Genomic DNA, 21,880 nt, shown 5'->3' on the forward strand with positions numbered 1-21,880 from the left:
TTTGCAGCCTGCCCTTCATCTGAGAGGAGTCGTCAAAATGAGCAATTCCGTGAAAAAAATGCCGATCCATCCCGAGGACAAATCGAGCCAGCTGCCCCTGCCATCAGACCCGTGGCGCCCTCTGGAAAAACTCCGGCAACAGGTTGATCGCCTGTTCGAAGATTTCAATCGCGGTTCGGCGCTGTCGCCGTTCAGCCGTGGACTGTTCGATGTCGAACCCTTCTGGCGGCGCGAACTGAGCAGCCACGGCCTGCCTGCCGTGGACATCACCGAAAAGGACAAGAGTTTCGAGATCACGGCCGAGTTGCCCGGCATGGATCAAAAGAACATCGAGCTCAAGCTGTCCAACGGCAACCTGATCATCAAGGGGGAGAAGAAAGAGGACAAGGAGGAAAAAAGGAAGGGCTATCACCTCAGCGAGCGTCACTACGGCTCCTTCGAGCGAGTATTCAATCTGCCCAAGGGCGTTGATGCCGAGAAGATCGAAGCCAGCTTCAGCAAAGGTGTGCTGAACATTTCCCTGCCGAAAAAGCCCGAAGCCATGAAGGCGGACAAGGTCGTGCCGATCAAGGCCGACTGACCGCCTGACAGCCTCCGCCCGATAACGGCGGGGGCTTTTTCATCAGAGTCGCGAATGCTCTGGGGCATCGGTTTCGCCTAAATCCACGCTGTCACGATACTCCGGCACCGACACCGACCATCCCAGTTCCAGGCTGATGCGGCGGCGCAACGTATCGGATGCATTGGGTTCGCCGTGTACCACGAAGGTGTGATTCGGCGGCCGCTTGAATCCACGCAACCACTGCATGATTTCATCGGTGTCAGCATGCGCCGACAGGGTTTGCATGGGTACCACCTCAGCGTTGATGGGTACGTCCCTGCCATGGATGCGTACGCTGGGAGCGCCCGCGACAATCTGCGCCCCACGGGTGCCACCGGCCTGAAAGCCCGGCATCAACAATGTGTTGAGCGGGTTGGGAGCCAACGCCTTGAGATGATGGACGACCCGCCCTCCCGTCGCCATGCCGCTGGCAGCAATGATCACTGCCGGCGTGCGCAGTTGATCAAGCTCTCTCGAGTCCTGGACCGTCCGGACAAACTTCGCGACATGGCACATGCCGTCGCAGTCCTGCGCAGACAATTTGTGCTCGCTGCGAAATCGCTGATACAGGTCCGTGACATCAGTAGCCATGGGGCTGTTCAGGTAGACAGGAAGATCGGGAATCGCTTTTGTGCGTTTCAATTGATACAGGTGGTACATCAGCAATTGGGCACGTCCGACTGCGAACGATGGCACCAGCGTGATGCCTCGGCGCAACGCAGTACGGTTAATGACCTCGGCCAACTGTTGATGCGGTGATTCGGCTGGATGCCTGCGGTCGCCGTACGTTGACTCCACCAGCAGAAAGTCTGCTTGCTCGACCGTTTCCGGGGCTAGCATCAAGGGATCATCCGGTCGGCCAAGATCCCCTGAAAACACCAGGGACTGTCCGTCGGCAACCACCGTGACCGTCGCTGCGCCCAGGATATGCCCGGCGCAGTGTAGTTCGATAATCATGCCGGGGATGATTTGAACCTTGTGACGCAACTCCACCGCCCGTAACAGTTTCAATGCTTGTGCCGCATCTTGCTCGGTGTAAAGCGGCTGCGCCGGGTTATGCTTCGAGAAGCCATGCCGATTGGCGAACTCAGCCTCTTCTTCCTGCAATCGGCCACTGTCCAGCAACAGGATCTTTACCAGTTCACAGGTCGCTGGCGTGGCGTAGACCGGGCCGCGATAACCATTGCGTACCAGTACCGGCAGATAGCCGCTGTGATCAAGATGGGCATGGGTCAGTACAATCGCGTCAAGACCGCCGAGAGGGAGCGGGAACGGGTCGCGGTTGTGCAATCGCAGTTGCTTGTAGCCCTGGAACAGGCCGCAATCGATCAGTACATGTTGATCATGATGTTCCAGCAAATACTTGCTGCCCGTCACCGTGCCCGCAGCACCCAGAAATGTGATTCGCATGGCCGTTTCCTTGAACGCTCAGAGGAGCACTATTGAGCGCTCCTTCTGGCTCGGGAGCCGTTGATTTTTATCAACTGCAGGCCTGACAGCGCTGACTTTCACTCGGAGGGCTGCGGCGGTTTGACGATCATCAGACTGCAGGGAGCCTGGTTCAACACGCTCTCGACGATACTGCCGATGAACCGGTGTTTGCCGTCGGGATACAGCGTGCCCAGCACCACCATGTCAAAAGCGTGCTGCCGGGCAAACAGGCCGATGACCTTTTGCGGGATGCCGGTCAGCAAGTGTCTGCATGAACTCTGGATGCCATAGCGTTCGGCGAGTGCTTCGAAAGCTTCTTGCTGGGCGTCCTCGATTGCACCTTTCAGACTGCCATCCAGGCTGCCTGTCGGCACACTTGCGGCCCCATCACCCATAACCGCCCAGCAACCGACATTGAGCAGGTGCAGCGTCGCGTCGCAGCCGGCCGCCAGTGTGGAAGCGAGGTCGAGTATCCGGTCGTTCAACCCTTGCGTCAGTTCTTCCAGATGCGACAGATCGACCGCCGCAAGAATTTTCATTGGCCTGGCATGCCCGGCGTGGGTCACCAGGTGCAGGTGTGCCGGACATTCGCGCAGCAAGTGCCAGTCCAGCGGGCGATGAAAGGCGCGGTCGAGTGCCGGGACGTAATGGGTATCCTTGATGACCAGGTCCGGATGAAAGTCATTCACGTACTCAAGCACGTGCGCCAGGTTCGATCTGGCCCAGACCACTTCAGTAGTAACGTTCAAGCCAATGCATCGTTTGAAGCGGGCCTGCTGCTCCAGCCAGTGCCGATGCACTTGCAGATACCCTTCCCGCGCCTGGGCCATTGCTTCCGGTGCAAACAGCCCGGCCGCTGCCAGCACCGGGACATAATCGAACGCGACGATGTGCAACAGCGCTCCGCTCGCACCACCCAGCGCATAGGCGCGTTCAAAGGCCGGGGTCAGGATCATTTCACCCGGGGCTATCAATAGAATGCGTTTGAGTTTGAGCATCACGTGCCTCTCCCCGAAACGTGTATCTGGAAGATTGCAAACTTCATTTCCTGTGCCGGAACCCGGGCGTCGAAGCACGCACAAAGGCTTGATGCATGACGTCCCCCAGCGTGGTCACAACAGGCAATGCTGTCGTTCAAGTATCTGGCGGCGTTCGTGCGCAGTACTGATTTTTATCAATTGAGTCGGCGTTGCGTCACAGCAGTGATGCATGACTCATTTCCAATACGCCTGGATATTCGACAGCAACGGCTCCGTTCGTCGTTTCAGCTGGGCTCACGACACTTTTTGCGTGTCCAAGGCGCCTTGAGAACTATGCTCAACAGGTGACGGGGAGGGTTTCCTGGTGGCAGAAACTCGCGCGTACCACGACCAGCATCTCAAAACCGCATGCTCCAGTTGCAGCGTGCTGGAGCTCTGTCTGCCGCTCGGCTTGACCGGTGGGGAAATCGAGCGTCTGGACACGCTGATCGTGCAGAGATCGAAGGTCAAAAAAGGTGTGGCGCTCTACCGTGCCGGCGACCCCTTGCGCTCGCTTTATGCCGTGCGGCTGGGCTCGTTCAAGACCAGCGTGCTGTCGATCGACGGTCGCGAGCAAGTCACCGGGTTCCAGATTGCCGGTGAAATGCTCGGTCTGGACGCCATCAGTTCGGATCTGCACACCTGCGATGCAGTCGCGCTGGAAGACAGCGAAGTCTGCCCCATCCATTTCGGTCATCTGGAAAAACTGGCCAGGGAGCTGCCATCACTGCAGCACAACCTGAACAAGATCCTCAGCCGGGAGATCGTTCGCGATCACGACATGCTGATGATGCTGGGCAACATGAGCTCGGATGAACGCTTGGCAGCGTTCCTGTTGAACATGTCGCAACGCTTGAACTCTCGTGGTTATTCGTCGCGCTGCTTTGTGTTGAAGATGCGTCGGGAGGAGATCGGCTCTTACCTGGGCCTGCGCCTCGAAACCATCTGTCGCGGCATCGCCCACCTGCGCGACATGGGGCTGGTGGAAATCACCGGCCGCGACGTCACCATTCAGAACATGGATGGGCTCAAGCAGTTGATCGTCGGCTGCCATCGTCACCTGCGGTGACCCTGCCGACGGGAGTGACGTCATGCGCGCCATGGTTCTGCACCGCCCCGGCCAGCCTTTGATACTTGAAGAGCGGCCCATTCCCACGCCCGGCTCACACCAGTTGTTGATCAAGGTTTTGGCCTGCGGGGTGTGCCGTACCGATCTGCATCTGGTCGACGGTGAGTTGCCTCAGGCACGGTTGCCACGGGTGCCGGGGCATGAGGTGGTCGGCGCCGTCTCGGCCGTCGGTAGCGATGTCGGGCCCGAATGGGTCGGCCGAAGGGTCGGCGTTCCCTGGCTGGGCCGAACCTGCGGTCAGTGTTCGTTTTGCCGCACGGGCCGGGAAAACCTTTGCGACAAGGCCCAGTTCACCGGTTGCCATCTCGACGGTGGTTATGCCGAGTACCTCGTGGCCGACGCCCGTTTCTGCCTGGTCATTCCTGAAACCCTTTCCGATACCCAGGCTGCGCCGCTGCTGTGCGCAGGGCTGATCGGTTTTCGCGCATTGCAAATGGCCAGGGAGGCGCGCCATTTGGGGCTTTACGGTTTCGGGGCTGCGGCGCATCTGGCGATTCAGGTCGCACGCGCACGCAAACAGAAGGTGTATGCCTTTACACGACCGGATGACAGCGAAGGCCAGCGCTACGCCCGATCGCTGGGCGCCGAATGGGCCGGGCCTTCGGATCAGCCACCGCCACACCTGCTCGATGCCAGTCTGATCTTCGCCCCGGTCGGGGCCCTGGTGCCGTTGGCGCTGGCTGTCACGGCCAAAGGGGGGGCGTGGTCTGCGCCGGAATTCACATGAGTGACATTCCGGCCTTCCCCTACCGGCTGCTGTGGGGCGAGCGCAGCGTCCGCTCGGTGGCCAACCTGACCCGCGAAGATGGCACGGCTTTTTTCGCGGAGCTGCAGCACGCCCCGGTGCACTGCGACACCACCCTGTTTGCGCTCGAAGAAGCCAATCAGGCACTGGAGCGATTGCGCGCCGGGCAATTCAACGGCGCGATCGTGCTCGTCCCGTGAGCGGCAGGACCTGCACCTTCACGGTGTAATCGCCACTTTCATCACCCCGTCACGCTGGTGCGCAAACAAGTCATAGGCTGCTTCGATGTCATCCAGTTTGAATCGGTGAGTCACCAGCGGTGACAGGTCAACCATGCCGCTCTGCACGACCGCCATCAAACGCCGCATACGCTCTTTCCCGCCGGGGCACAGGGTGGTGACGATGCTGTAATCGCCCAACCCGGCCGCAAAGGCGTCGAGGGGTATGTGCAGGTTGCTCGAGTAAACACCCAGGCTCGACAAGCGGCCGCCCGGACGCAGCACGCGCAACGCCGATTCAAAGGTACCTTGTGTGCCCAGTGCCTCGATCGCGACATCGACACCGCGCCCATCGGTGAGGGCCATGATCTGCTCGACCACATCGCCCTCGCGAAAATTGACGACATGCGTGGCCCCCAATCGACGCGCTACCGTCATGCGTTCGGCCACCGCATCGACACCGATGATCGTGCTGGCGCCTTTGAGCCGGGCACCGGCGACTGCACACAGACCAATGGGGCCGAGGGCGAATACGGCGACGCTGTCGCCGATGCTCACCTCGCCCCGTTCGGCACCGGAAAAACCGGTGGACATGATGTCAGGACACATCAGCACTTGTTCATCACTGAGGCCGTCCGGTATTGGACACAGATTGGCCATGGCATCGGGCACCAAGACGTATTCGGCCTGGCAGCCATCGATGGTGTTGCCGAACTTCCACCCGCCGATGGCCCGGAAACCATGACGAGTGTCCGGCCCGTCCTGAGAACCACAGCCACACAGGCAAGCATAACTTTGCCCACTGGGAGTGATGGCGCCGGCAATCACGCGTTGCCCCTCTACAAACCCGCGCACCTGTGATCCCAGACGCTCGATGAAGCCCACCGGCTCGTGACCGACCGTCAAACCCTGCGCCACCGGGTATTCGCCGCGCAGGATATGCACATCCGTACCGCATATAGTCGTGGTGGTTATTCGAATCAAAGCGTCCTGCGGGCCAACTTCGGGGATCGGCTTGTCGTCGAGCACGATGCGATTGTTCTCGACGAAAATCGCGGCTTTCATGGTGGCCATGAGCATTCTCCTGAGGGATTCGACTCGTAACCCAGCCTGCGCCGCACGGTCTGGCCAGCGTTTGATAATGATCAACAATCGACGACATCCACCTCGATTGACCACCCGTCTGACGGCGTTCTGCCGACCATCGGTTGTTTGACAAAGATCAAACGGCCACCCCGCGCCTGGCGCAGCCTGTAACCATCGGTTCAAGTGTCCTGCCAAAGGAGAGTCGTCATGTCAGAGCAATCGCGTTACATGCTGGTCGCCTCACCCCTGATGGAAAACAACCCTGCCTTCGACCGTGCAGCGGCACTGGCCAAGGCGGCGGGCGCGGCCCTGCACATCGTGGCTTTCGATTATCTGGAAGGTCTGGCGACCGCCAGCATGGTCAACGAGCAAGCACTGGAACAGATGCGAATCGGCTATATCGAGCGTCATCGTCAGTGGCTCGAAGAACGGGCGCATTCGATGCGCAAGCTCGGGGTCACCGTCACCACGGAAGTGGTGTGGGTGGAACGGCCCTTACAGGAAATCCTCATTCACCTCAGAGAACAGCCCATGGCGGCGTTGATCAAGGCGCTGGAGCCGGAATCGCTCCTGTCACGGTTGATGTTCACCCCGCTGGATATTCACCTGCTGCGCGAATGCCCGGTGCCGCTGCATTTCGTCAGCCATGTCGGGCATGCCCTGCCCCGCAAGATCCTGGCCGCCGTGGACCCGTTCCACCGTGACGGGCAGTACGCCGGCTTCAACGACCGGATCCTGCGCGAGGCCGCCAAACTGGCCAGCCTGTGCAATGCCGAACTCGACGTGCTGTATGCCCATGATCTGTCATCAATCAGCGCCAGTGAATTCGGCTTCAACAATGCCTCGGCGTTCTTCTCCTCCAGCTCCGCCAAGTCCCTGTTCGATGCCCAGGCTGCCGCCTTTCGCGAACTGGCCGAGCGCAACGGCATTCCGGACGAGCGTCAGCACATGGTCATGGGCAACCCGGCCAAGGTGCTGTGCAGCTACGCGAGCGGGTATGACATCGACATGATCGTCATGGGCCGCGTCGGCCATCGCGGCGCAGGCCGGCTGGTCGGCAGCACGGTAGAACACCTGCTGTACAAGATTCCGTGCAGCGTATGGGTGGTGTCGCCGGAACACCTGGCTGACTGAGCGGGCCTGGTCCTCAGGAGCGATTGCGCCCGCCCAGCATCCGGTCCAGGGTGTCGTCGCCAACCCAGTAATGATGGAACAGTCCGGCAGCGGCGTGCAGGCCGATCAGCCAGTAACCGGCATTGCCGATCAGCTCGTGCCAGTACTTGATCTGCTTGGCCAGATCCGGATCGACCGCCACCGGCGCCGGCACATGAAAGCCGAAATACGGAAAAGGTTTGTCGCCGGCCGCGAGCATCAGCCAGGCCAGCACCGGGGTGGCGATCATCAGCCCATACAGGGCCAGGTGCATCAGGTGCGCGATTGCCGTCTGCCAGGCAGGCGGTTTGGGGGTGATCGGCGGACGCGGCGTCAGGCGGCCAAACAGGCGCACCCACACCAGAACGAAAATGCTCGCGCCGAACATCCCGTGCAGGCCCATTAACAGGCCCCGCGCTTCGCTGCCTCGGGGCATGAAGCCTTTGATTTCAACGCAGGCATACACGCCCACGAACAGCGCCAGCATCAGCCAGTGCAAGGTGATCGACAGTTTTCCATAATGGGGTGCGGCCATGTCGCGGGTCATAGTTGCCTCGTGATTGTTGTAAGCGACGGCCGACTCGTTCGGCTGTCTCGATCCGGTTGCCGGGCGAACCGACGGCGTCACACTGCCGTGACAGTCTTAAGACAATCTGAAGATCCGTCGTTCGTTAACCTTTTTTCACCTTCAGACTTCGTTAAGAAATGGTCCGGATACTCCACTCAAACCTATTGAGGGAGGCGTTCAGCCCATGCCCGATTCTGACTGGAACATCCACCTGCCCCTGCGTTTTGGCCAAGGCGAAACAACGCAGATGCAGCTGTCGAGCGCCCAACCCGGCGACGCTCAACGGGCGGCGTTCGAAGCGTTTATTCAACAACGTTTTCGCAAGGCCCACGGCGCCGATATCCGCCATTTCATGCCTGAACTGTTTGGTGTGCACAACGACTCCGGGGACTTGTGCGCGGTCGCTGGAGTACGTCGTGCGCACCTTGAACCACTTTTTCTCGAACGTTACCTGGATGAACCGATCGAGCCGTTGATCAGCGCGGCGGCAGACCATCCGGTGGAGCGCAGCGCGATTGTCGAAGTCGGCAACCTTGCCGCCAACGACACCGGCAGCGCGCGCCTGAGCATCATTGCGATCACTTATCTGTTGGCCATGGGCGGTCTGGAATGGGTGACCTTCACCGGCAATATCGGGCTGGTCAACAGCTTCCATCGCCTGGGTCTGAAGCCGGTGACGCTGTGCGCCGCTGACCCGGAGCGTCTGGGCGATGACCGTCACCACTGGGGCAGTTACTACGAAAGCAAACCCTGGGTGCACGTGGGCAATATCCGCTCCGGTTTCATCCATCTGCGCAACATCGGTCTGTTCAGTCGGCTGGGATTGCCGACTTCTGTCGAAGGAGCCTGCCATGTCGCTTGAACGCCAACGATTCCAGGAAACCCTGCGCAGCCATGCAGGGCGCAATGACAACGCCCTGGCGTTATGGGGCGACACGCTGAAAATCAGCTACACGACGCTGTACGCCGAGGTGATGTACCGCCAGCAGCGCCTGCGCGATGAAAAGGTGAAGGTTATCGCCCTGGCGCTGGACAACGGCGTCGAGGCCATACTCTGGGATCTGGCGGCGTTGTTTGAAGGTCTGGCCTGCGTGACGCTGCCGCCCTTTTTCAGCCCCGCGCAGCGTGCCCATTGCCTAGAGCAAAGCCAGGCCGAGCGAGTGATCGCCGAACCGGAGTTGGTGCCAGAATTGCTGGCCGCCGGTTATGAACAACGCGGTGAATTCTGGTGCCGCGCCTTTGAAGGCCCGAACCGCCTGCCAGTCGGCACCGCCAAACTGACGTTTACCTCCGGGACCACCGGTACACCGAAGGGCGTGTGCCTGAGCGCCGACAGTCTGCTGCGGGTCGCTCGGGAGCTGGAAGAGGCCAGCAAACCCACAGCCCCTCAACATCACGTGGCGTTGCTGCCGCTGGCGATCCTGCTGGAGAACCTCGGCTGTTACGCGGCGCTGTACGCCGGTGCGACGCTGAGCGTGCCGAGCCAGAAAACCCTGGGCATCCAGGGCGCCAGCGGCGTCGACCTGCCGCGCTTGCTGGGCTGTCTGGCCAGCCGGGCACCCGAGAGCCTGATTCTGGTGCCGCAATTGCTGCTGTTACTGGTCAGCGCTGCCGAACAGAAAGCCTTCGATCCGCAATCGCTGCGTTTTGCCGCCGTTGGTGGCGCACGGGTATCCGAGGATCTGCTGCACCGCGCGCAACGGGTCGGCCTGCCGGTCTACGAAGGCTACGGCCTGTCCGAATGCGCCTCGGTTGTCTGTCTCAACCGGCCTGGGGCTCGACGTCCGGGCAGCGTCGGGCGGCCCCTGCCCCACGTCGACGTGCGCTTGGCCGAAGATGGTGAGGTGTTGATCAAAGGCTCGCCCCTGCTCGGTTACCTTGGCGAACCGGCGTACACCGATGAGTGGTGGCCCAGCGGCGATCTGGGGGAGTTCGACCCGGAAGGTTTTCTCTACCTCAAGGGCCGCAAGAAGCATCAGTTCGTCACCAGTTTCGGCCGCAACGTCAACCCGGAATGGGTCGAATCCGAACTGACCCAGCGTCATCACATCGCCCAGGCCTTTGTGTATGGCGAAGCCTTGCCGCACAACCACGCCCTGCTCTGGCCGCACCGTCCGGACTGCACCGATGCTCAGCTCGCCGCCGCCGTCGCCGCTGCCAACGAGGCCTTGCCCGATTACGCCCAGGTGCATCACTGGACACGTCTCAAACAACCTTTCACGGCCGCCAACGGCCTGCTCACCGCCAACGGTCGCCCGCGCCGCGAGGCAATCGTCGCGCAGTACCGCGCCGTGCTTGCCGAATCCGCCCTTTCCGAGGAATCCGCACCATGAGTTTTTTCGACACCCTGCAAGAAGCCACGCACCAGGAACGCCACGAGCTGTTCAATCTGCCGATCATTCTCGATGCGCTGCAAGGCAAGGTCAGCCTTGAAAGTTATCGCGCGTTTCTCGCCCAGGCCTACTACCACGTGCGTCACACCGTACCTCTGATGATGGCCTGTGGTGCACGCCTGCCGACGCACCTGGAATGGCTGCGCAAAGCCGTGTGCGAATACATCGAGGACGAATACGGCCACGAGCAATGGGTGCTCAACGACATCGAGGCCTGTGGCGGTGACCGTAACGCGGTGCGTGACGGACAGCCGTCGCTGCCGATCGAGCTGATGGTCAGCTTTCTCTACGACCTGATCGCCCGAGGCAATCCGGTGGGCCTGTTTGGCATGGTCAACGTGCTGGAGGGCACCAGCATCGCCCTGGCCACCCACGCCGCGGGCAGTATCCGCGAGCGTCTGGCCCTGCCGGAAACGGCGTTCAGCTACCTCAGTTCCCACGGCTCGCTGGACATCGAGCACATGCAAACCTATCGCCGGCTGATGAATCAGCTGGAAGATCCGGCCGACCAGGCGGCTGTGATCCATGCCTCGAAAGTCGTCTATCGGCTCTACACCGACATGTTCCGCGGCCTGCCCCGTGACGCGGAGGCTCAACATGCAGCTGCATGAAGCCCGTGTGGTGTTGACCGGTGCCAGCGGCGGCATCGGGATAGCGATCACGCGTGCCTTGTGCGCTGCCGGTGCGCAGGTCCTGGCGGTCGCGCGGCATCAGGAATCGCTGCGCCCGTTGCTCGACCTTTACCCGCAGAACCTGTGCTGGGTCGCCGCCGATCTGACGTTCCTCAGCGACCGGCGCAAGGTGCTGGCCGCCGCCGAGGCCATCGGCGGCATCAACCTGCTGATCAACGCCGCCGGGGTCAATCATTTCGCAATGCTGGAACAGCTCGACGACAGCGACATCAACGCCATGCTGGCGGTGAACATCGGTGCGCCGATCTGCCTGACCAAACTGTTGCTGCCGCTGCTCAAGCAGGCCGACAGTGCCATGGTGGTCAACGTCGGCTCGACCTATGGTTCGATCGGTTATCCAGGTTATGCCAGTTACTGCGCGACCAAGTTTGCCTTGCGCGGATTTTCCGAGGCCTTGCGCCGAGAGTTGGCGGATACCCGGGTCGGTGTGTTGTACGTGGCGCCCCGCGCCACGCGCACCGCCATGAACAGCCCCGCCGCCCAAGCCTTGAATGACGCACTCAAATCCAGCGTCGACGACCCGCAAGCCGTCGCGAATGCCGTAATCCATGCAATTGCCGGCGATCGCCGAGACCTCTATCTGGGCTGGCCGGAGCGCTTTTTCGTACGCCTCAACAGCCTGCTGCCCAATCTGGTGGATCGCGGTCTGCGCAAGCAATTGCCATTGATCCGTCGCCTGAGTGAAAAACCTGAAAACGAGACGCCGAAACCATGAAAAAAATTCTCGCCTGTGTGCTGCTGGGCGCCCTCAGTCAAAGTGTCTGGGCGCTGGACGCTGCCGATCAACAACGCCTCAACAGCATCCAGCAGAGCTGGGCGCACATCCAGTACGAAACACCGGAAAAACAGCGCGCCGCTGCATTTGAACAGTTGGCCGTCCAGGCAACGCACTTCGCCACCGAACGTCCGGCCGTCGCCGAGGCCTGGATCTGGAAAGGCATTGTCACCAGCAGTTGGGCCGGTGCCGAGGGCGGGCTCGGGGCCCTGGGCAAAGCCAAGGACGCCAAAGCCGATCTGGAAAAATCCCTGAACCTCGACCCCAAGGCATTGCAAGGTTCGGCCTACACCAGCCTCGCCGCGCTGTACGATCGGGTACCGGGATGGCCGATCGGGTTCGGCGACAGCGACAAGGCTGAACAACTGCTCAAACAAGCCCTGCAACTCAACCCGGACGGCATCGACAGTCTGTACTTCTGGGGCGATCACCTTTACCGTCAAAAACGCTACGCTGAAGCCAAAGCAGCGCTGCTCAAGGCCCTGCAAGCCGCTCCACGCCCAGGCCGGGAAAGTGCCGACGCCGGGCGCCGCAAAGAGATCGCCGCGTTGCTGGTGGACGTGAACAAGAAACTCGACTGACAGGAGTCCGTGTGCGTTTATTACTGATCGAGGATGACGTGGCCCTCGGCGAGGGCATTCATCAGGCGCTGGGGCGCGAGGGTTACACCGTCGACTGGCTCAAGGACGGCAGCAGCGCCCTGCACGCCCTGCTCAGCGAAACCTTTGATCTGGCGGTGCTCGATCTCGGCCTGCCGCGCATGGATGGGCTCGAAGTCCTGCGTCGTCTGCGTGGCAGCGGTTCGAACCTGCCGGTGCTGATCCTCACCGCCCGCGATGCCACCGAAGACCGCATCGCGGGGCTGGATGCCGGCGCCGACGACTATCTGATCAAACCCTTCGACCTGGCCGAGCTCAAGGCCCGCCTGCGCGCCCTGCTGCGACGCAGTGCCGGACGCGCGCAGATGCTGATCGAACATGCCGGCATCAGCCTCAACCCCGGCACCCAGCAAGTCAGCTACCTGGGGCAGCCGGTGGTGCTCACGCCCAAGGAATATCAGTTGTTGCACGAACTGCTCTCGCCGCCGGGTCGGGTCATGACCCGCGACCACCTCACACAACTGCTTTACGGCTGGAACGAAGAAGCCGAAAGCAACACTCTCGAAGTGCATATTCATCACCTGCGCAAGAAATTCTCCACCGACCTGATCCGCACCATCCGTGGCGTGGGTTATCTGGTGGAGGAGCGCCGATGACCTCGATCCGGCGCCGCACCCTGACCCTGATCATCGGCCTGATGCTCGCCGGTCTGACCGTGCTCAGCCTGTTCAATCTGCACGACAGCAACCACGAAATCGCCGAAGTCTACGACGCGCAACTGGCGCAGAACGCACGGTTGCTGCAAGGTGTGATGCGCATGCCGTTGCCGGGGCAGGAGCACGCGGATCTTTATCGGGCGTTCAACTCGGCCCTGGCTGAAGCCGTGCCCAAGGGTGACGGCCATCCCTACGAGAGAAAGCTCGCCTTTCAGGTCTGGAATGCCAAGGGCGAGGTCCTGGTGCATACCGCCAGCGCGCCCTCCTTCAGCACGCCGCCGATCCAGCCAGGCTTCAGTGATGTGGTGGATTTGAACAAGCGCCACTGGCGGGCGTTTGTCCTGGAAGACCGACAGAACGGTTTGCGCATCTGGGTGGGTGAACGCGGTGACGTGCGAGCGGATCTGGTTGACCGGATCGTCCGCCATACCCTGTGGCCGAACGTGATCGGCAGCCTGATTCTTGCGGCGATGATCTGGCTGGCCATCGGCTGGGGGCTCAAGCCCCTGGCCAATATGGCGGCGACGCTACGCGCCAGGCACAGCGGCTCCCTAGAACCGCTGCAACTGACGCCGCTGCCCAGCGAACTGGAACCGATGCAGGCCGCGCTCAACCGCATGCTTGCGCAGATCCAGGAAGTGCTCGGTCGGGAACGCCGGTTCATCGCCGACGCCGCCCACGAAATGCGCACGCCGCTGGCGGTTCTGCGGGTACACGCGCAAAACCTGCTGGAAGCCGGCACCGAGCAGGAACGTCGCGAGTCACTCGAGTTTCTGATTGCCGGCGTGGATCGAACCAGCCGACTGGTCAATCAGTTGCTGACCATGGCCCGCCTCGAACCCAAGGCCAGTGCGCCTGCCAACCAACGCATCGACCTTGGCGACACCGTGCGCAACAGTCTGGTGCAACTCACGCCATGGTTGCTGAGCAAGCATCTGGAACTGGCCTTCGACGTCAACGAACAACCTTTTCCAGCGTTCGCCGATGCTGCCACCATCGACATTGCCCTGAACAACCTCATCACCAACGCCGCCAACTTCTCCCCGGAGCAAGGCGTGATCAGCGTGCAATTGACCCGGGCCGACGGGTTTTACCATTTGAGCGTTGAAGATCAGGGGCCGGGTATCGATGAAGCGGACCGGGCACGACTGTTCGAACGGTTCTACAGCCGGGGCAATCCCGAGGGCGCGGGCCTGGGGCTGACCATCGTCAATACCATCGCCACCCGTCTGGGTGGGCGGATCACCCTGGAAAACCGGGTCGAGGGAGGCCTGCGGGCGACGCTGTCGATTCCCGCTGGTTGACCAGGTCTTGAGACCGTTTGAGTCAAGGCGCAACCATCGGCGGCGCCCTGCCTTGCAGGGTGATTGAGTCGGCATCGGGGCGCGACACCGTCTCCGGCACCGCCACCCAAAGCAGCACCAGCGCCGCCATCGCCACCCCCGCCAAGGTGAGGAACGCAACGCTGTAACCGGCCTCTTGTACCACGATGCCCGCCAGACTGTTGCTCAATGCAGCACCCAGACCGAACACCGTTGAAATCGCCCCGAGACTGACATTGAAATGCCCGGTCCCCTGCGTCAGGTCTTTCACCACCACCGGAAACAGCGCGCCGAAAATCCCCGCGCCGATGCCATCGAGCAACTGCACCGAAACCAGCCACCACGGATCGTTCGACAGCACATACAACACGCCACGCAACGGCAGGATCAGAAACCCCGCCAGCAGCAACGGCTTGCGTCCCCACAGATCCGCTTTCGCTCCCACCAGCAGCGCGACCGGCACCATCACCAGTTGCGCCGCGACGATGCAGGCGGACGTGAGCGGCGTGGCCATTTGCAGATTGGCCTGCGCCAGTTTCTGACTCACCAGCGGCAACATCGCCGCGTTCGCCAGATGAAACAGCGCGCAGCAAATCGCAAATATCAGCAACGGTCGGTTGGTGAGCAACACGGAAAAGCCCGAAGGCTGCTTGCCCTGCCCCGTTTCGCTGGGATTCAGGCCTCGGGCGAGATCGTGGTCAATCGCGTCTGCCGATACGAACGAAACGGCAATCACGCTGGCCAGCGCCATGACCGCCATCAGATAAAACACGGCGACCGGGCCGAACAGGTACGCGGACAAACCGGCCAACAACGCGGCGCAGGCGTTGCCGGCGTGATTGAAAGTTTCGTTGCGCCCGGTTCTTCGCGTGAAGGCACGAGGCCCGGTAATGCCAAGGGTGATCGCGCAAATGGCTGGCGCGAAGATCGAAGCGGCGACGGCACTGATGGCTTGCGTCACCGCCACCAGGCTGAACGACGCCACAAACGGCAGCAGTAGACAGCTTGCGGTGACCACCAGCGCGGCAATCGCAATCAGCGACCGTTTGAAGCGAGTGCTGTCGACCAGTGCGCCTGCCGGGGTCTGCGTGATGAGCGCGGCGATCCCGGCAATCGTCATCACCAGACCAATGCTCGCCGGCTCCCAGTGGTGAACCGCCAGCAGGTAAATCGCCAGATAAGGACCGAGCCCGTCACGCACATCGGCGAGGAAGAAATTCAGGCTGTCGAGGGACAGGTTATTGCGGCGATCGAGGTGAGTGGCCACGGGTAACGTCTTCGTTGTCGAGGTTCTGCGAGATGACTCAACCTCCGCAAATCGAATGACCTTTTGCCAAGCGTTTTAGTTGCATGAAACAGCTTCTTTACTGGCCCATCAACAACTCGCGCTCGCCTTCGCACAACCCCACCACGTAATCCCAGACCACCCGCAACCGCACCGACTTGTGCAACTCGCGCCGCGTACTGATCCAGTAGCTGCGCTCGATGCTCTCATCGGGCAACAGCGGCACCAGATCCGGGTCCGACGCGGCCATGTAACAAGGAAGAACTGCAATGCCGAGACCTGAGCGCGCCGCCTGCTGCTGCGCGATCACGCTGGTGCTGTGAAACACAACACGCGGGTTGCGACAGAAGCTGTTGAGAAACATCAGTTCCTGACTGAACAGCAGATCATCGACGTAGCCGATCCACGCGTGTCGTCCGAGATCTTCGCGACTGCGCAGCGGCGGCGCATTGTCGAGATAGGCGCGGCTGGCATAGAGCGCGAGCCGGTAATCGGTGAGTTTGCGGGTGACCAGCATGTCAGCTGCCGGCCGTTCCAGGTGAATGCTGATTTCCGCCTCGCGGTTGAGGATGCTGACGAAACGCGGCACCGCCACCAGTTCCACTTCCAGCCCCGGATAGCGTTCGAACAACCCGATCATGCGGCTGGCCAAAAACATGATGCCCAGCCCTTCCGTGACGCCGACGCGAATCTTGCCCAGCGGTGCGGTGGACTGGGTGATTTCTTCCTGGGCGAGCAGCGCGACGTTTTCCATGGCTTCGGCATGTTTGAGCAGCGCCTCCCCCGCCGGGGTCATTTCGTAGCCTTGGGCGTGCTGGACGAACAGCGCGGTGCCGAGGCTTTTTTCGATGGCCTCGATATGCCGGGCCACGGTGGCGTGAGTGGTGTTCAGGCGGCGGGCAGCAGTGAGCAAGCGCCCGCTGCGTTGCAACTCGAGAAAGAACCGCAGGTCGTTCCAGTCGAACATGGCTTGTCCTTGTCGGCTATCGTCAGGAAGCGCTGTTTGAAAACGCACAGCGGCTGCGCAAAAACTAACATTCTTTTGACGAAAGCTAACAACTAGGATGACCGACAACAAAAACAATAAGCGAGGTCAGGGAATGCAGACTTCCCTCGATGAATTCGATTACATCGTGGTCGGTGCCGGGCCGGCCGGGTGTTTGCTGGCCAATCGGCTGTCGGCGGATCCACAGCAGCGCGTGCTGTTGCTGGAGGCCGGCGGGCGCGACAACTACCCGTGGATTCACATCCCCGTGGGTTACCTGTTCTGCATCGGCAACCCGCGCACCGACTGGTGCTTCAAGACCGAAGAGCAACCGGGCCTCAATGGCCGCGCGCTGAGTTATCCGCGCGGCAAGGTGCTGGGCGGCTGTTCGTCGATCAACGGCATGATCTACATGCGCGGCCAGGCCAACGACTACGACGGCTGGGCCGCCGAGGGCAATCCGGGCTGGGCCTGGAATGACGTGCTGCCGCTGTTCAAGCAGAGCGAAAACCACTTTGCCGGCGCGGCGGACTTTCATGGCGACAAGGGTGAGTGGCGAGTCGAACGCCAGCGCCTGTCGTGGCCGATTCTCGATGCCTTCCGCAGTGCTGCCGAGCAGAGCGGCATCGCCAGCATCGATGACTTCAATCAGGGCGACAACGAGGGTTGTGGCTACTTTCAGGTCAATCAGAAGGCCGGGGTGCGCTGGAATGCGGCGAAGGCGTTTCTGAAGCCGATTCGCGATCGGGCCAATCTCACGGTATTGACCGAAGTCGAAGTGGATCGCGTTCTGTTTGAAGACGGCCGCGCCTCGAAAGTCAGCGCCCGTTGGCAAGGTCAACAAAAGAGTTTCAAGGCGCGCAAGGAGATCGTGTTGTGCGCCGGCTCCGTGGGCTCGCCGAGCATTCTGCAACGCTCCGGAATCGGCCCGCGTCCGCTGCTCGAAAAGCTCGGGATCGGCGTGGTGCATGAGCTGCCGGGCGTCGGCGGCAATCTGCAGGATCACCTGCAACTGCGGCTGATCTACAAACTGGAAAACGCCCGCACCCTCAACCAGATCGCTGGCAGCGTGTGGGGCAAGATGGGCATGGGCCTGCGCTATCTGTATGACCGCAGCGGGCCTTTGTCGATGGCGCCGAGTCAGCTGGGCGCGTTTGCCCGATCCGGGCCGGAACAGACCTCGGCCAACCTCGAATATCACGTGCAGCCGCTGTCGCTGGAGCGTTTTGGCGAACCGCTGCACAGCTTCCCTGCGTTCACCGCGTCGGTGTGTGATTTGCGGCCGCAGAGCCGGGGCCGGGTCGAGATCCGCTCAGCCGATCCGCAAGAAGCCCCGCTGATCCAACCCAACTACCTCAGCCATCCCGAAGACCTGCGCGTGGCCGCCGATGCGATTCGCCTGACCCGGCGCATCGTCAGCGCCCCCGCCCTGCAAGCCTTCAACCCGGTGGAATACCTGCCCGGCGCCAGCCTGCAGACCGAAGAACAATTGCACGAAGCGGCGGCGAAAATCGGCACGACGATTTTCCACCCGGTCGGCACCTGTCGCATGGGCAATGACGCGGACGCGGTGGTCGATGCGCAGTTGCGCGTGCACGGCGTACCGGGCCTGCGGATTGCCGATGCGTCGATCATGCCGCGCATTACCTCGGGCAACACTTGTTCGCCTACGCTGATGATTGCTGAAAAAGCGGCACAGCTGATTCTCACCCCAACCGCCCGGAGTTTTCCCGCCGAAGAAAAAGCACTGACCGCACTCTCTTGACCAAAGGAACAGCGGCGCACGCCCACAAGGTCGGCGCCGACAGTGGAAACAACAAAAACAATCACTGTGAGGGATACCGATATGTCAGAACACGCTCAACCGCTGGACGCCGTGCGCAGCACGGACGCCAGCCCCGATACCCGAAAGGTCATCTTCGCCTCGTCCCTGGGGACGGTGTTCGAGTGGTATGACTTCTTTCTCTACGGCGCCCTGGCGGCGGTCATCAGCAAGCAGTTCTTCGCTGGGGTCAACGACACCACGGCGTTCATCTTCGCGCTGATGGCGTTTGCCGCAGGCTTCATCGTGCGGCCGTTCGGGGCGCTGGTGTTCGGTCGATTGGGGGACATGATCGGGCGCAAATACACCTTCCTCGCGACCATCATCCTGATGGGCGTAGCGACCTTCGCGGTGGGCCTGCTGCCGACCTACGCCAGCATCGGAATCGCCGCGCCGATCATTCTTGTTGTGTTGCGCATGCTGCAGGGCCTGGCCCTTGGCGGCGAATATGGCGGCGCCGCAACTTACGTGGCGGAGCACGCGCCGATCGGCAAACGCGGTTTCCACACCAGCTGGATTCAATCCACTGCCACCCTCGGTCTGCTGCTGTCGCTGCTGGTGGTGCTCGGTTGCCGCTACTTCACCGGCGATCAGTTCGAAGTCTGGGGCTGGCGTATTCCGTTCCTGCTGTCGATCGTGCTGCTGGGCATTTCCACCTGGATTCGCCTGAGCCTGCATGAGTCGCCGGCCTATCTGAAAATGAAAGAGGAAGGCAAAACCAGCAAGGCACCGATCCGCGAATCCTTTGGTAAATGGGAAAACCTCAAGGTCGTGCTGATCGCACTGTTCAGCATCAACGCCGGCCAGGCGGTGACCTTTTATGCGGCGCAGTTCTACGTGCTTTTCTTCCTCACCCAGTTCCTGAAAATGGACCCGGCGGTGGCCAACAGTCTGCTGATCATCAGCGTGGTGATCGGCGCGCCGTTCTTCATCATTTTCGGCTGGCTGTCGGACAAGGTAGGGCGCAAACCGGTGCTGATGCTCGGCCTGCTGCTGGCCACCGCGCTGTACTTCCCGATCTTCAAATCCCTGGCCCACTACGCCAACCCGGCCATCGACCACGCCAGCCGTCAGGCACCGATCACCGTGGTGGCTGACCCGGCGACCTGCACCTTCCAGTTCGATCCGGTGGGCAAGGCCAAATTCGACAGCCCGTGCGACAAGGTCAAGACCTTCCTGGTCAAGCAAGGCCTGCCCTACTCAAGCGTCACCGCGCCGGCGGGCAGCACGGTGCAAGTGAGCGTCGGCGATGTGAAACTCGACGGCTTCGACGAAGCGGCACTGCGCGGTGCCATCACCCTCGCCGGTTATCCGCAACAGGCTGACATGCAGCAGATCAACAAACCGATGATCGTGGCCCTGATCGTCGGCCTGATCATCATCTCCGCCATGTGCTACGGCCCGCTCGCGGCGCTGATGGTCGAACTGTTCCCAACCCGCATCCGCTACACCTCGATGTCTCTGCCGTACCACATCGGTAACGGCTGGTTCGGCGGTTTCCTGCCGACCGTGTCGTTTGCGCTGGTGGTGTACACCGGGGATATCTTCTACGGGCTGTGGTACCCGGTGCTGATTACCGGGGTGAGCCTGGTGGTGGGGATGATCTGTCTGCGGGAGACTAAGAATATCGATCTGGACAAGAACTGATTGGCACAACGGATCCGCTTCAGGTCAGGCCTGAAGCGGATTTTTTGTGGATGTTCCTCTGCCATCGACAGCATAGTGGCACTTACATATCATCCATCATCACTTAATGCAGCTCCCTTCCTTCATTACTTCACCCCCTCCTAAAGGATCAGGAAAATGGCCAACTTGTCGACGCCCGATACGTCACCCGACAATGCCGAAGACAACAACAAACCTGGCAAAACAAATCGAGGTGGTAAATTCCTTGCGTGGTTCGGCCAAGCCATCGTACCGGTGCTTTTGGGCTCCTTCCTCTTCAGCGGCATCCTCGAAGGTTACAAGAGCTCCCTCGGCGACAAAAAAGACATTATTGACAGCTATTACCGGCCGATGCGGGCGCTGCACGCCTCCTGCTCTTCCAAGCATCTGGAACTGGCAGATCAATACGGCAAGCTTGCGGGCTCCTACCAATTACAGTTTGATGAGCTGAAGCACATTCTGACCCATCCGGAACTGGCGTCGAAGCCCGGTTACGATGCAGTCCCCAGAGCCCTGTACAAAACCAATGAAGAACTGGCCAAAAGCAGCAAAGAACTGTCCACTGCGGTACGTCAATGCCGCACCGACCTCTACATCAAATATGAAGAACTCGCATTGGTGACAGGCACCTATGAAAAATTCAAAAGACTGGCAAGTGTGCGGGACAAATCGATAGAACAAATCGACAAGCAGATGAAGCTCTCCATGGAGCCTTACCTCGAAGCAAGCAACAGCAACGATATGATGGCGCTCCTGCGCAAAGTTGCCTCCTCTGACGCTGAATCATCAGCGGATCAACAAAAAATGCTTGAAGAGGTTTCTGTTTACGCCAAGCCGGTCGTCGAACTCAATCTTCTATTCAGGACCACCGAACAAAACAACTTCAATGCGGAACAATCATTCTTCAAATCGACCCGCAATCTTTTCGCGCGTGAGATCAGCGCTCGACAATCCAAAGGCTTTTTCAGCTACCTCTTCTAACCAACGTCGTCAAATGACAAGGATCATCGTCTCGATGAACGATCAATATATACACATTGCTTGCCCAACCTTACAGCCACTCGATCCCGTGCTGAACAGTTGGATCACTTGCACCGAGCGCTACATCGATGTGTGGGACGGCGATGATCTCCCCTACTGGTACAACGAACAGGCCAACGTAAGCATCCTCGCCGGTGCAGCCTGGAAAGCCGACTGGACTGCCATCGAGGAATATCAGATCAGCAAGATCGCCACGGAGGCGAACGAAAAGACCTCATCGATCGGCCGTAACGACCTATACATTGCCGACGACAGCAATGGTTTTTGCATTGAAGCCAAAGTCGCTTACGTGCCGATCGATAATCTGGCGTACGCCCGCGACTGGATCTTGAGTAAATGCAAATTAGCGACTGTCGATGCCGCCAGGCTCGACTACAACGAGCCTAAATTGGGCGCCGTATTTATTGCACCCTATTCGCTCGGCAGTCTGGCAAGTGCTGATCAGATTGAAGCCTTCCAGACAATGCTTCGGGCACTGACCAGTGATGCGCTAGCCTGGGTCTGTCCTGCCAAAGCTCAAAAAACCCCGAGTCACGACAACAAGCGCTACCCGATGATCGCGCTGCTGTTTTTGAATGCCGAAGCGGGCAAAAAATCCTGACTGAATGCTGTTGGCGACTGCCGACCAAGTGCATG

At 60.6% G+C, this 21,880-nt stretch carries 20 protein-coding genes and 1 pseudogene; 15 read left to right on the forward strand and 6 right to left on the reverse strand.

Annotation, left to right across the window (positions count from 1 at the left end):
* Positions 1–37 precede the first annotated feature (37 nt).
* Complete coding sequence (locus ABFB52_RS17520) at positions 38–580, forward strand: Hsp20/alpha crystallin family protein (protein WP_085746149.1); 543 nt, start codon at positions 38–40, stop codon at positions 578–580.
* Positions 581–622: 42 nt separating this feature from the next.
* On the opposite strand, the gene ABFB52_RS17525 is transcribed toward ABFB52_RS17520, so the two are convergent.
* Entirely contained in the window at positions 623–2,011 is a 1,389-nt protein-coding gene (locus tag ABFB52_RS17525) for an MBL fold metallo-hydrolase (protein WP_129973188.1), read from the reverse strand.
* Between the two features lie 98 nt (positions 2,012–2,109).
* Positions 2,110–3,030 carry a universal stress protein gene (locus ABFB52_RS17530; RefSeq protein ID WP_085746147.1) on the reverse strand — a complete coding sequence of 307 codons (921 nt, stop codon included), beginning with the start codon at positions 3,028–3,030 and terminating at the stop codon, positions 2,110–2,112.
* 346 nt (positions 3,031–3,376) lie between these two features.
* Between ABFB52_RS17530 and fnr the strand changes: the two genes are divergently transcribed.
* Complete coding sequence (gene fnr / locus ABFB52_RS17535; RefSeq protein WP_102717580.1) at positions 3,377–4,120, forward strand: fumarate/nitrate reduction transcriptional regulator Fnr; 744 nt, start codon at positions 3,377–3,379, stop codon at positions 4,118–4,120.
* A gap of 22 nt (positions 4,121–4,142) precedes the next feature.
* Positions 4,143–5,125: pseudogene (locus ABFB52_RS17540) on the forward strand (zinc-dependent alcohol dehydrogenase family protein).
* An 18-nt stretch (positions 5,126–5,143) separates the two neighbouring features.
* Here the strand turns inward: ABFB52_RS17540 and ABFB52_RS17545 are convergent.
* Positions 5,144–6,217: an NAD(P)-dependent alcohol dehydrogenase gene (locus ABFB52_RS17545; RefSeq protein ID WP_085746144.1), complete on the reverse strand. Its 1,074-nt coding sequence runs from the start codon at positions 6,215–6,217 to the stop codon at positions 5,144–5,146.
* A 219-nt stretch (positions 6,218–6,436) separates the two neighbouring features.
* Here ABFB52_RS17545 and ABFB52_RS17550 point away from each other — a divergent pair, with 219 nt between their 5' ends.
* Positions 6,437–7,363, forward strand: a complete 927-nt coding sequence (locus ABFB52_RS17550; protein WP_085746143.1) for a universal stress protein — start codon at positions 6,437–6,439, stop codon at positions 7,361–7,363.
* 13 nt (positions 7,364–7,376) lie between these two features.
* Here the strand turns inward: ABFB52_RS17550 and ABFB52_RS17555 are convergent, their stop codons facing one another.
* The gene (locus ABFB52_RS17555; RefSeq protein WP_129973187.1) at positions 7,377–7,928 is read right to left on the reverse strand and encodes a cytochrome b; all 552 of its coding nucleotides are present in this window, start codon (positions 7,926–7,928) and stop codon (positions 7,377–7,379) included.
* 205 nt (positions 7,929–8,133) lie between these two features.
* Between ABFB52_RS17555 and ABFB52_RS17560 the strand changes: the two genes are divergently transcribed.
* From ABFB52_RS17560 to ABFB52_RS17590, 7 genes are read left to right on the forward strand one after another with little or no spacing between them, the layout of a single operon-like run.
* Positions 8,134–8,811, forward strand: a complete 678-nt coding sequence (locus tag ABFB52_RS17560; protein ID WP_102717584.1) for a thermostable hemolysin — start codon at positions 8,134–8,136, stop codon at positions 8,809–8,811.
* A complete protein-coding gene (locus ABFB52_RS17565; RefSeq protein WP_102717585.1) occupies positions 8,801–10,282 on the forward strand; it encodes an AMP-binding protein in 1,482 nt (493 codons plus the stop codon). The genes ABFB52_RS17560 and ABFB52_RS17565 overlap by 11 nt, the downstream gene beginning before the upstream one ends.
* Entirely contained in the window at positions 10,279–10,953 is a 675-nt protein-coding gene (locus ABFB52_RS17570) for an iron-containing redox enzyme family protein (protein ID WP_039767068.1), read from the forward strand. The genes ABFB52_RS17565 and ABFB52_RS17570 overlap by 4 nt, the downstream gene beginning before the upstream one ends.
* On the forward strand, positions 10,940–11,749 hold the full coding sequence (locus tag ABFB52_RS17575; protein ID WP_129973186.1) for an SDR family oxidoreductase: 810 nt from the start codon (positions 10,940–10,942) through the stop codon (positions 11,747–11,749). The genes ABFB52_RS17570 and ABFB52_RS17575 overlap by 14 nt, the downstream gene beginning before the upstream one ends.
* Positions 11,746–12,390, forward strand: coding sequence for a tetratricopeptide repeat protein (locus ABFB52_RS17580; RefSeq protein ID WP_129973185.1), 645 nt, complete (start codon positions 11,746–11,748; stop codon positions 12,388–12,390). The genes ABFB52_RS17575 and ABFB52_RS17580 overlap by 4 nt, the downstream gene beginning before the upstream one ends.
* An 11-nt stretch (positions 12,391–12,401) precedes the next feature.
* Entirely contained in the window at positions 12,402–13,064 is a 663-nt protein-coding gene (locus ABFB52_RS17585; RefSeq protein ID WP_064379489.1) for a response regulator, read from the forward strand.
* Positions 13,061–14,428 (forward strand): ATP-binding protein, encoded by a 1,368-nt coding sequence (locus ABFB52_RS17590; protein WP_129973184.1) that lies wholly within the window; start codon positions 13,061–13,063, stop codon positions 14,426–14,428. Before ABFB52_RS17585 ends, ABFB52_RS17590 begins: the two co-directional genes overlap by 4 nt.
* Positions 14,429–14,450: 22 nt before the next feature.
* Here the strand turns inward: ABFB52_RS17590 and ABFB52_RS17595 are convergent, their stop codons facing one another.
* Positions 14,451–15,713 carry an MFS transporter gene (locus ABFB52_RS17595; protein ID WP_129973183.1) on the reverse strand — a complete coding sequence of 421 codons (1,263 nt, stop codon included), beginning with the start codon at positions 15,711–15,713 and terminating at the stop codon, positions 14,451–14,453.
* A gap of 97 nt (positions 15,714–15,810) precedes the next feature.
* The gene (locus ABFB52_RS17600; RefSeq protein WP_064379494.1) at positions 15,811–16,698 is read right to left on the reverse strand and encodes a LysR family transcriptional regulator; all 888 of its coding nucleotides are present in this window, start codon (positions 16,696–16,698) and stop codon (positions 15,811–15,813) included.
* Between the two features lie 133 nt (positions 16,699–16,831).
* Here ABFB52_RS17600 and ABFB52_RS17605 point away from each other — a divergent pair, with 133 nt between their 5' ends.
* The 4 genes from ABFB52_RS17605 (at position 16,832) to ABFB52_RS17620 (ending at position 21,845) form a co-directional block, all read left to right on the forward strand.
* Positions 16,832–18,481, forward strand: coding sequence for a GMC family oxidoreductase N-terminal domain-containing protein (locus ABFB52_RS17605; protein ID WP_129973182.1), 1,650 nt, complete (start codon positions 16,832–16,834; stop codon positions 18,479–18,481).
* 81 nt (positions 18,482–18,562) lie between these two features.
* Positions 18,563–20,185 (forward strand): MFS transporter, encoded by a 1,623-nt coding sequence (locus tag ABFB52_RS17610; protein ID WP_129973181.1) that lies wholly within the window; start codon positions 18,563–18,565, stop codon positions 20,183–20,185.
* 156 nt (positions 20,186–20,341) lie between these two features.
* Entirely contained in the window at positions 20,342–21,184 is an 843-nt protein-coding gene (locus tag ABFB52_RS17615) for a hypothetical protein (protein WP_129973180.1), read from the forward strand.
* Positions 21,185–21,218: 34 nt separating this feature from the next.
* Positions 21,219–21,845: a hypothetical protein gene (locus ABFB52_RS17620; protein WP_129973179.1), complete on the forward strand. Its 627-nt coding sequence runs from the start codon at positions 21,219–21,221 to the stop codon at positions 21,843–21,845.
* Positions 21,846–21,880: the final 35 nt, after the last annotated feature.

This window comes from Pseudomonas sp. 9.2(2024), from assembly GCF_039695385.1.
In the GTDB taxonomy this organism is placed as follows: Bacteria; Pseudomonadota; Gammaproteobacteria; order Pseudomonadales; family Pseudomonadaceae; genus Aquipseudomonas; species Aquipseudomonas paraglycinae.

Bases quoted from the DNA above. Each gene is read 5' to 3' on its own strand.
- ABFB52_RS17520 (WP_085746149.1), top strand. From the start codon at position 38: ATGAGCAATTCCGTGAAAAAAATGCCGATCCATCCCGAGGACAAATCG.
- ABFB52_RS17525 (WP_129973188.1), bottom strand. From the start codon at position 2,011: ATGCGAATCACATTTCTGGGTGCTGCGGGCACGGTGACGGGCAGCAAG.
- ABFB52_RS17530 (WP_085746147.1), bottom strand. From the start codon at position 3,030: ATGCTCAAACTCAAACGCATTCTATTGATAGCCCCGGGTGAAATGATC.
- ABFB52_RS17545 (WP_085746144.1), bottom strand. From the start codon at position 6,217: ATGGCCACCATGAAAGCCGCGATTTTCGTCGAGAACAATCGCATCGTG.
- ABFB52_RS17550 (WP_085746143.1), top strand. From the start codon at position 6,437: ATGTCAGAGCAATCGCGTTACATGCTGGTCGCCTCACCCCTGATGGAA.
- ABFB52_RS17555 (WP_129973187.1), bottom strand. From the start codon at position 7,928: ATGACCCGCGACATGGCCGCACCCCATTATGGAAAACTGTCGATCACC.
- ABFB52_RS17560 (WP_102717584.1), top strand. From the start codon at position 8,134: ATGCCCGATTCTGACTGGAACATCCACCTGCCCCTGCGTTTTGGCCAA.
- ABFB52_RS17565 (WP_102717585.1), top strand. From the start codon at position 8,801: ATGTCGCTTGAACGCCAACGATTCCAGGAAACCCTGCGCAGCCATGCA.
- ABFB52_RS17570 (WP_039767068.1), top strand. From the start codon at position 10,279: ATGAGTTTTTTCGACACCCTGCAAGAAGCCACGCACCAGGAACGCCAC.
- ABFB52_RS17575 (WP_129973186.1), top strand. From the start codon at position 10,940: ATGCAGCTGCATGAAGCCCGTGTGGTGTTGACCGGTGCCAGCGGCGGC.
- ABFB52_RS17580 (WP_129973185.1), top strand. From the start codon at position 11,746: ATGAAAAAAATTCTCGCCTGTGTGCTGCTGGGCGCCCTCAGTCAAAGT.
- ABFB52_RS17590 (WP_129973184.1), top strand. From the start codon at position 13,061: ATGACCTCGATCCGGCGCCGCACCCTGACCCTGATCATCGGCCTGATG.
- ABFB52_RS17600 (WP_064379494.1), bottom strand. From the start codon at position 16,698: ATGTTCGACTGGAACGACCTGCGGTTCTTTCTCGAGTTGCAACGCAGC.
- ABFB52_RS17605 (WP_129973182.1), top strand. From the start codon at position 16,832: ATGCAGACTTCCCTCGATGAATTCGATTACATCGTGGTCGGTGCCGGG.
- ABFB52_RS17610 (WP_129973181.1), top strand. From the start codon at position 18,563: ATGTCAGAACACGCTCAACCGCTGGACGCCGTGCGCAGCACGGACGCC.
- ABFB52_RS17615 (WP_129973180.1), top strand. From the start codon at position 20,342: ATGGCCAACTTGTCGACGCCCGATACGTCACCCGACAATGCCGAAGAC.
- ABFB52_RS17620 (WP_129973179.1), top strand. From the start codon at position 21,219: ATGAACGATCAATATATACACATTGCTTGCCCAACCTTACAGCCACTC.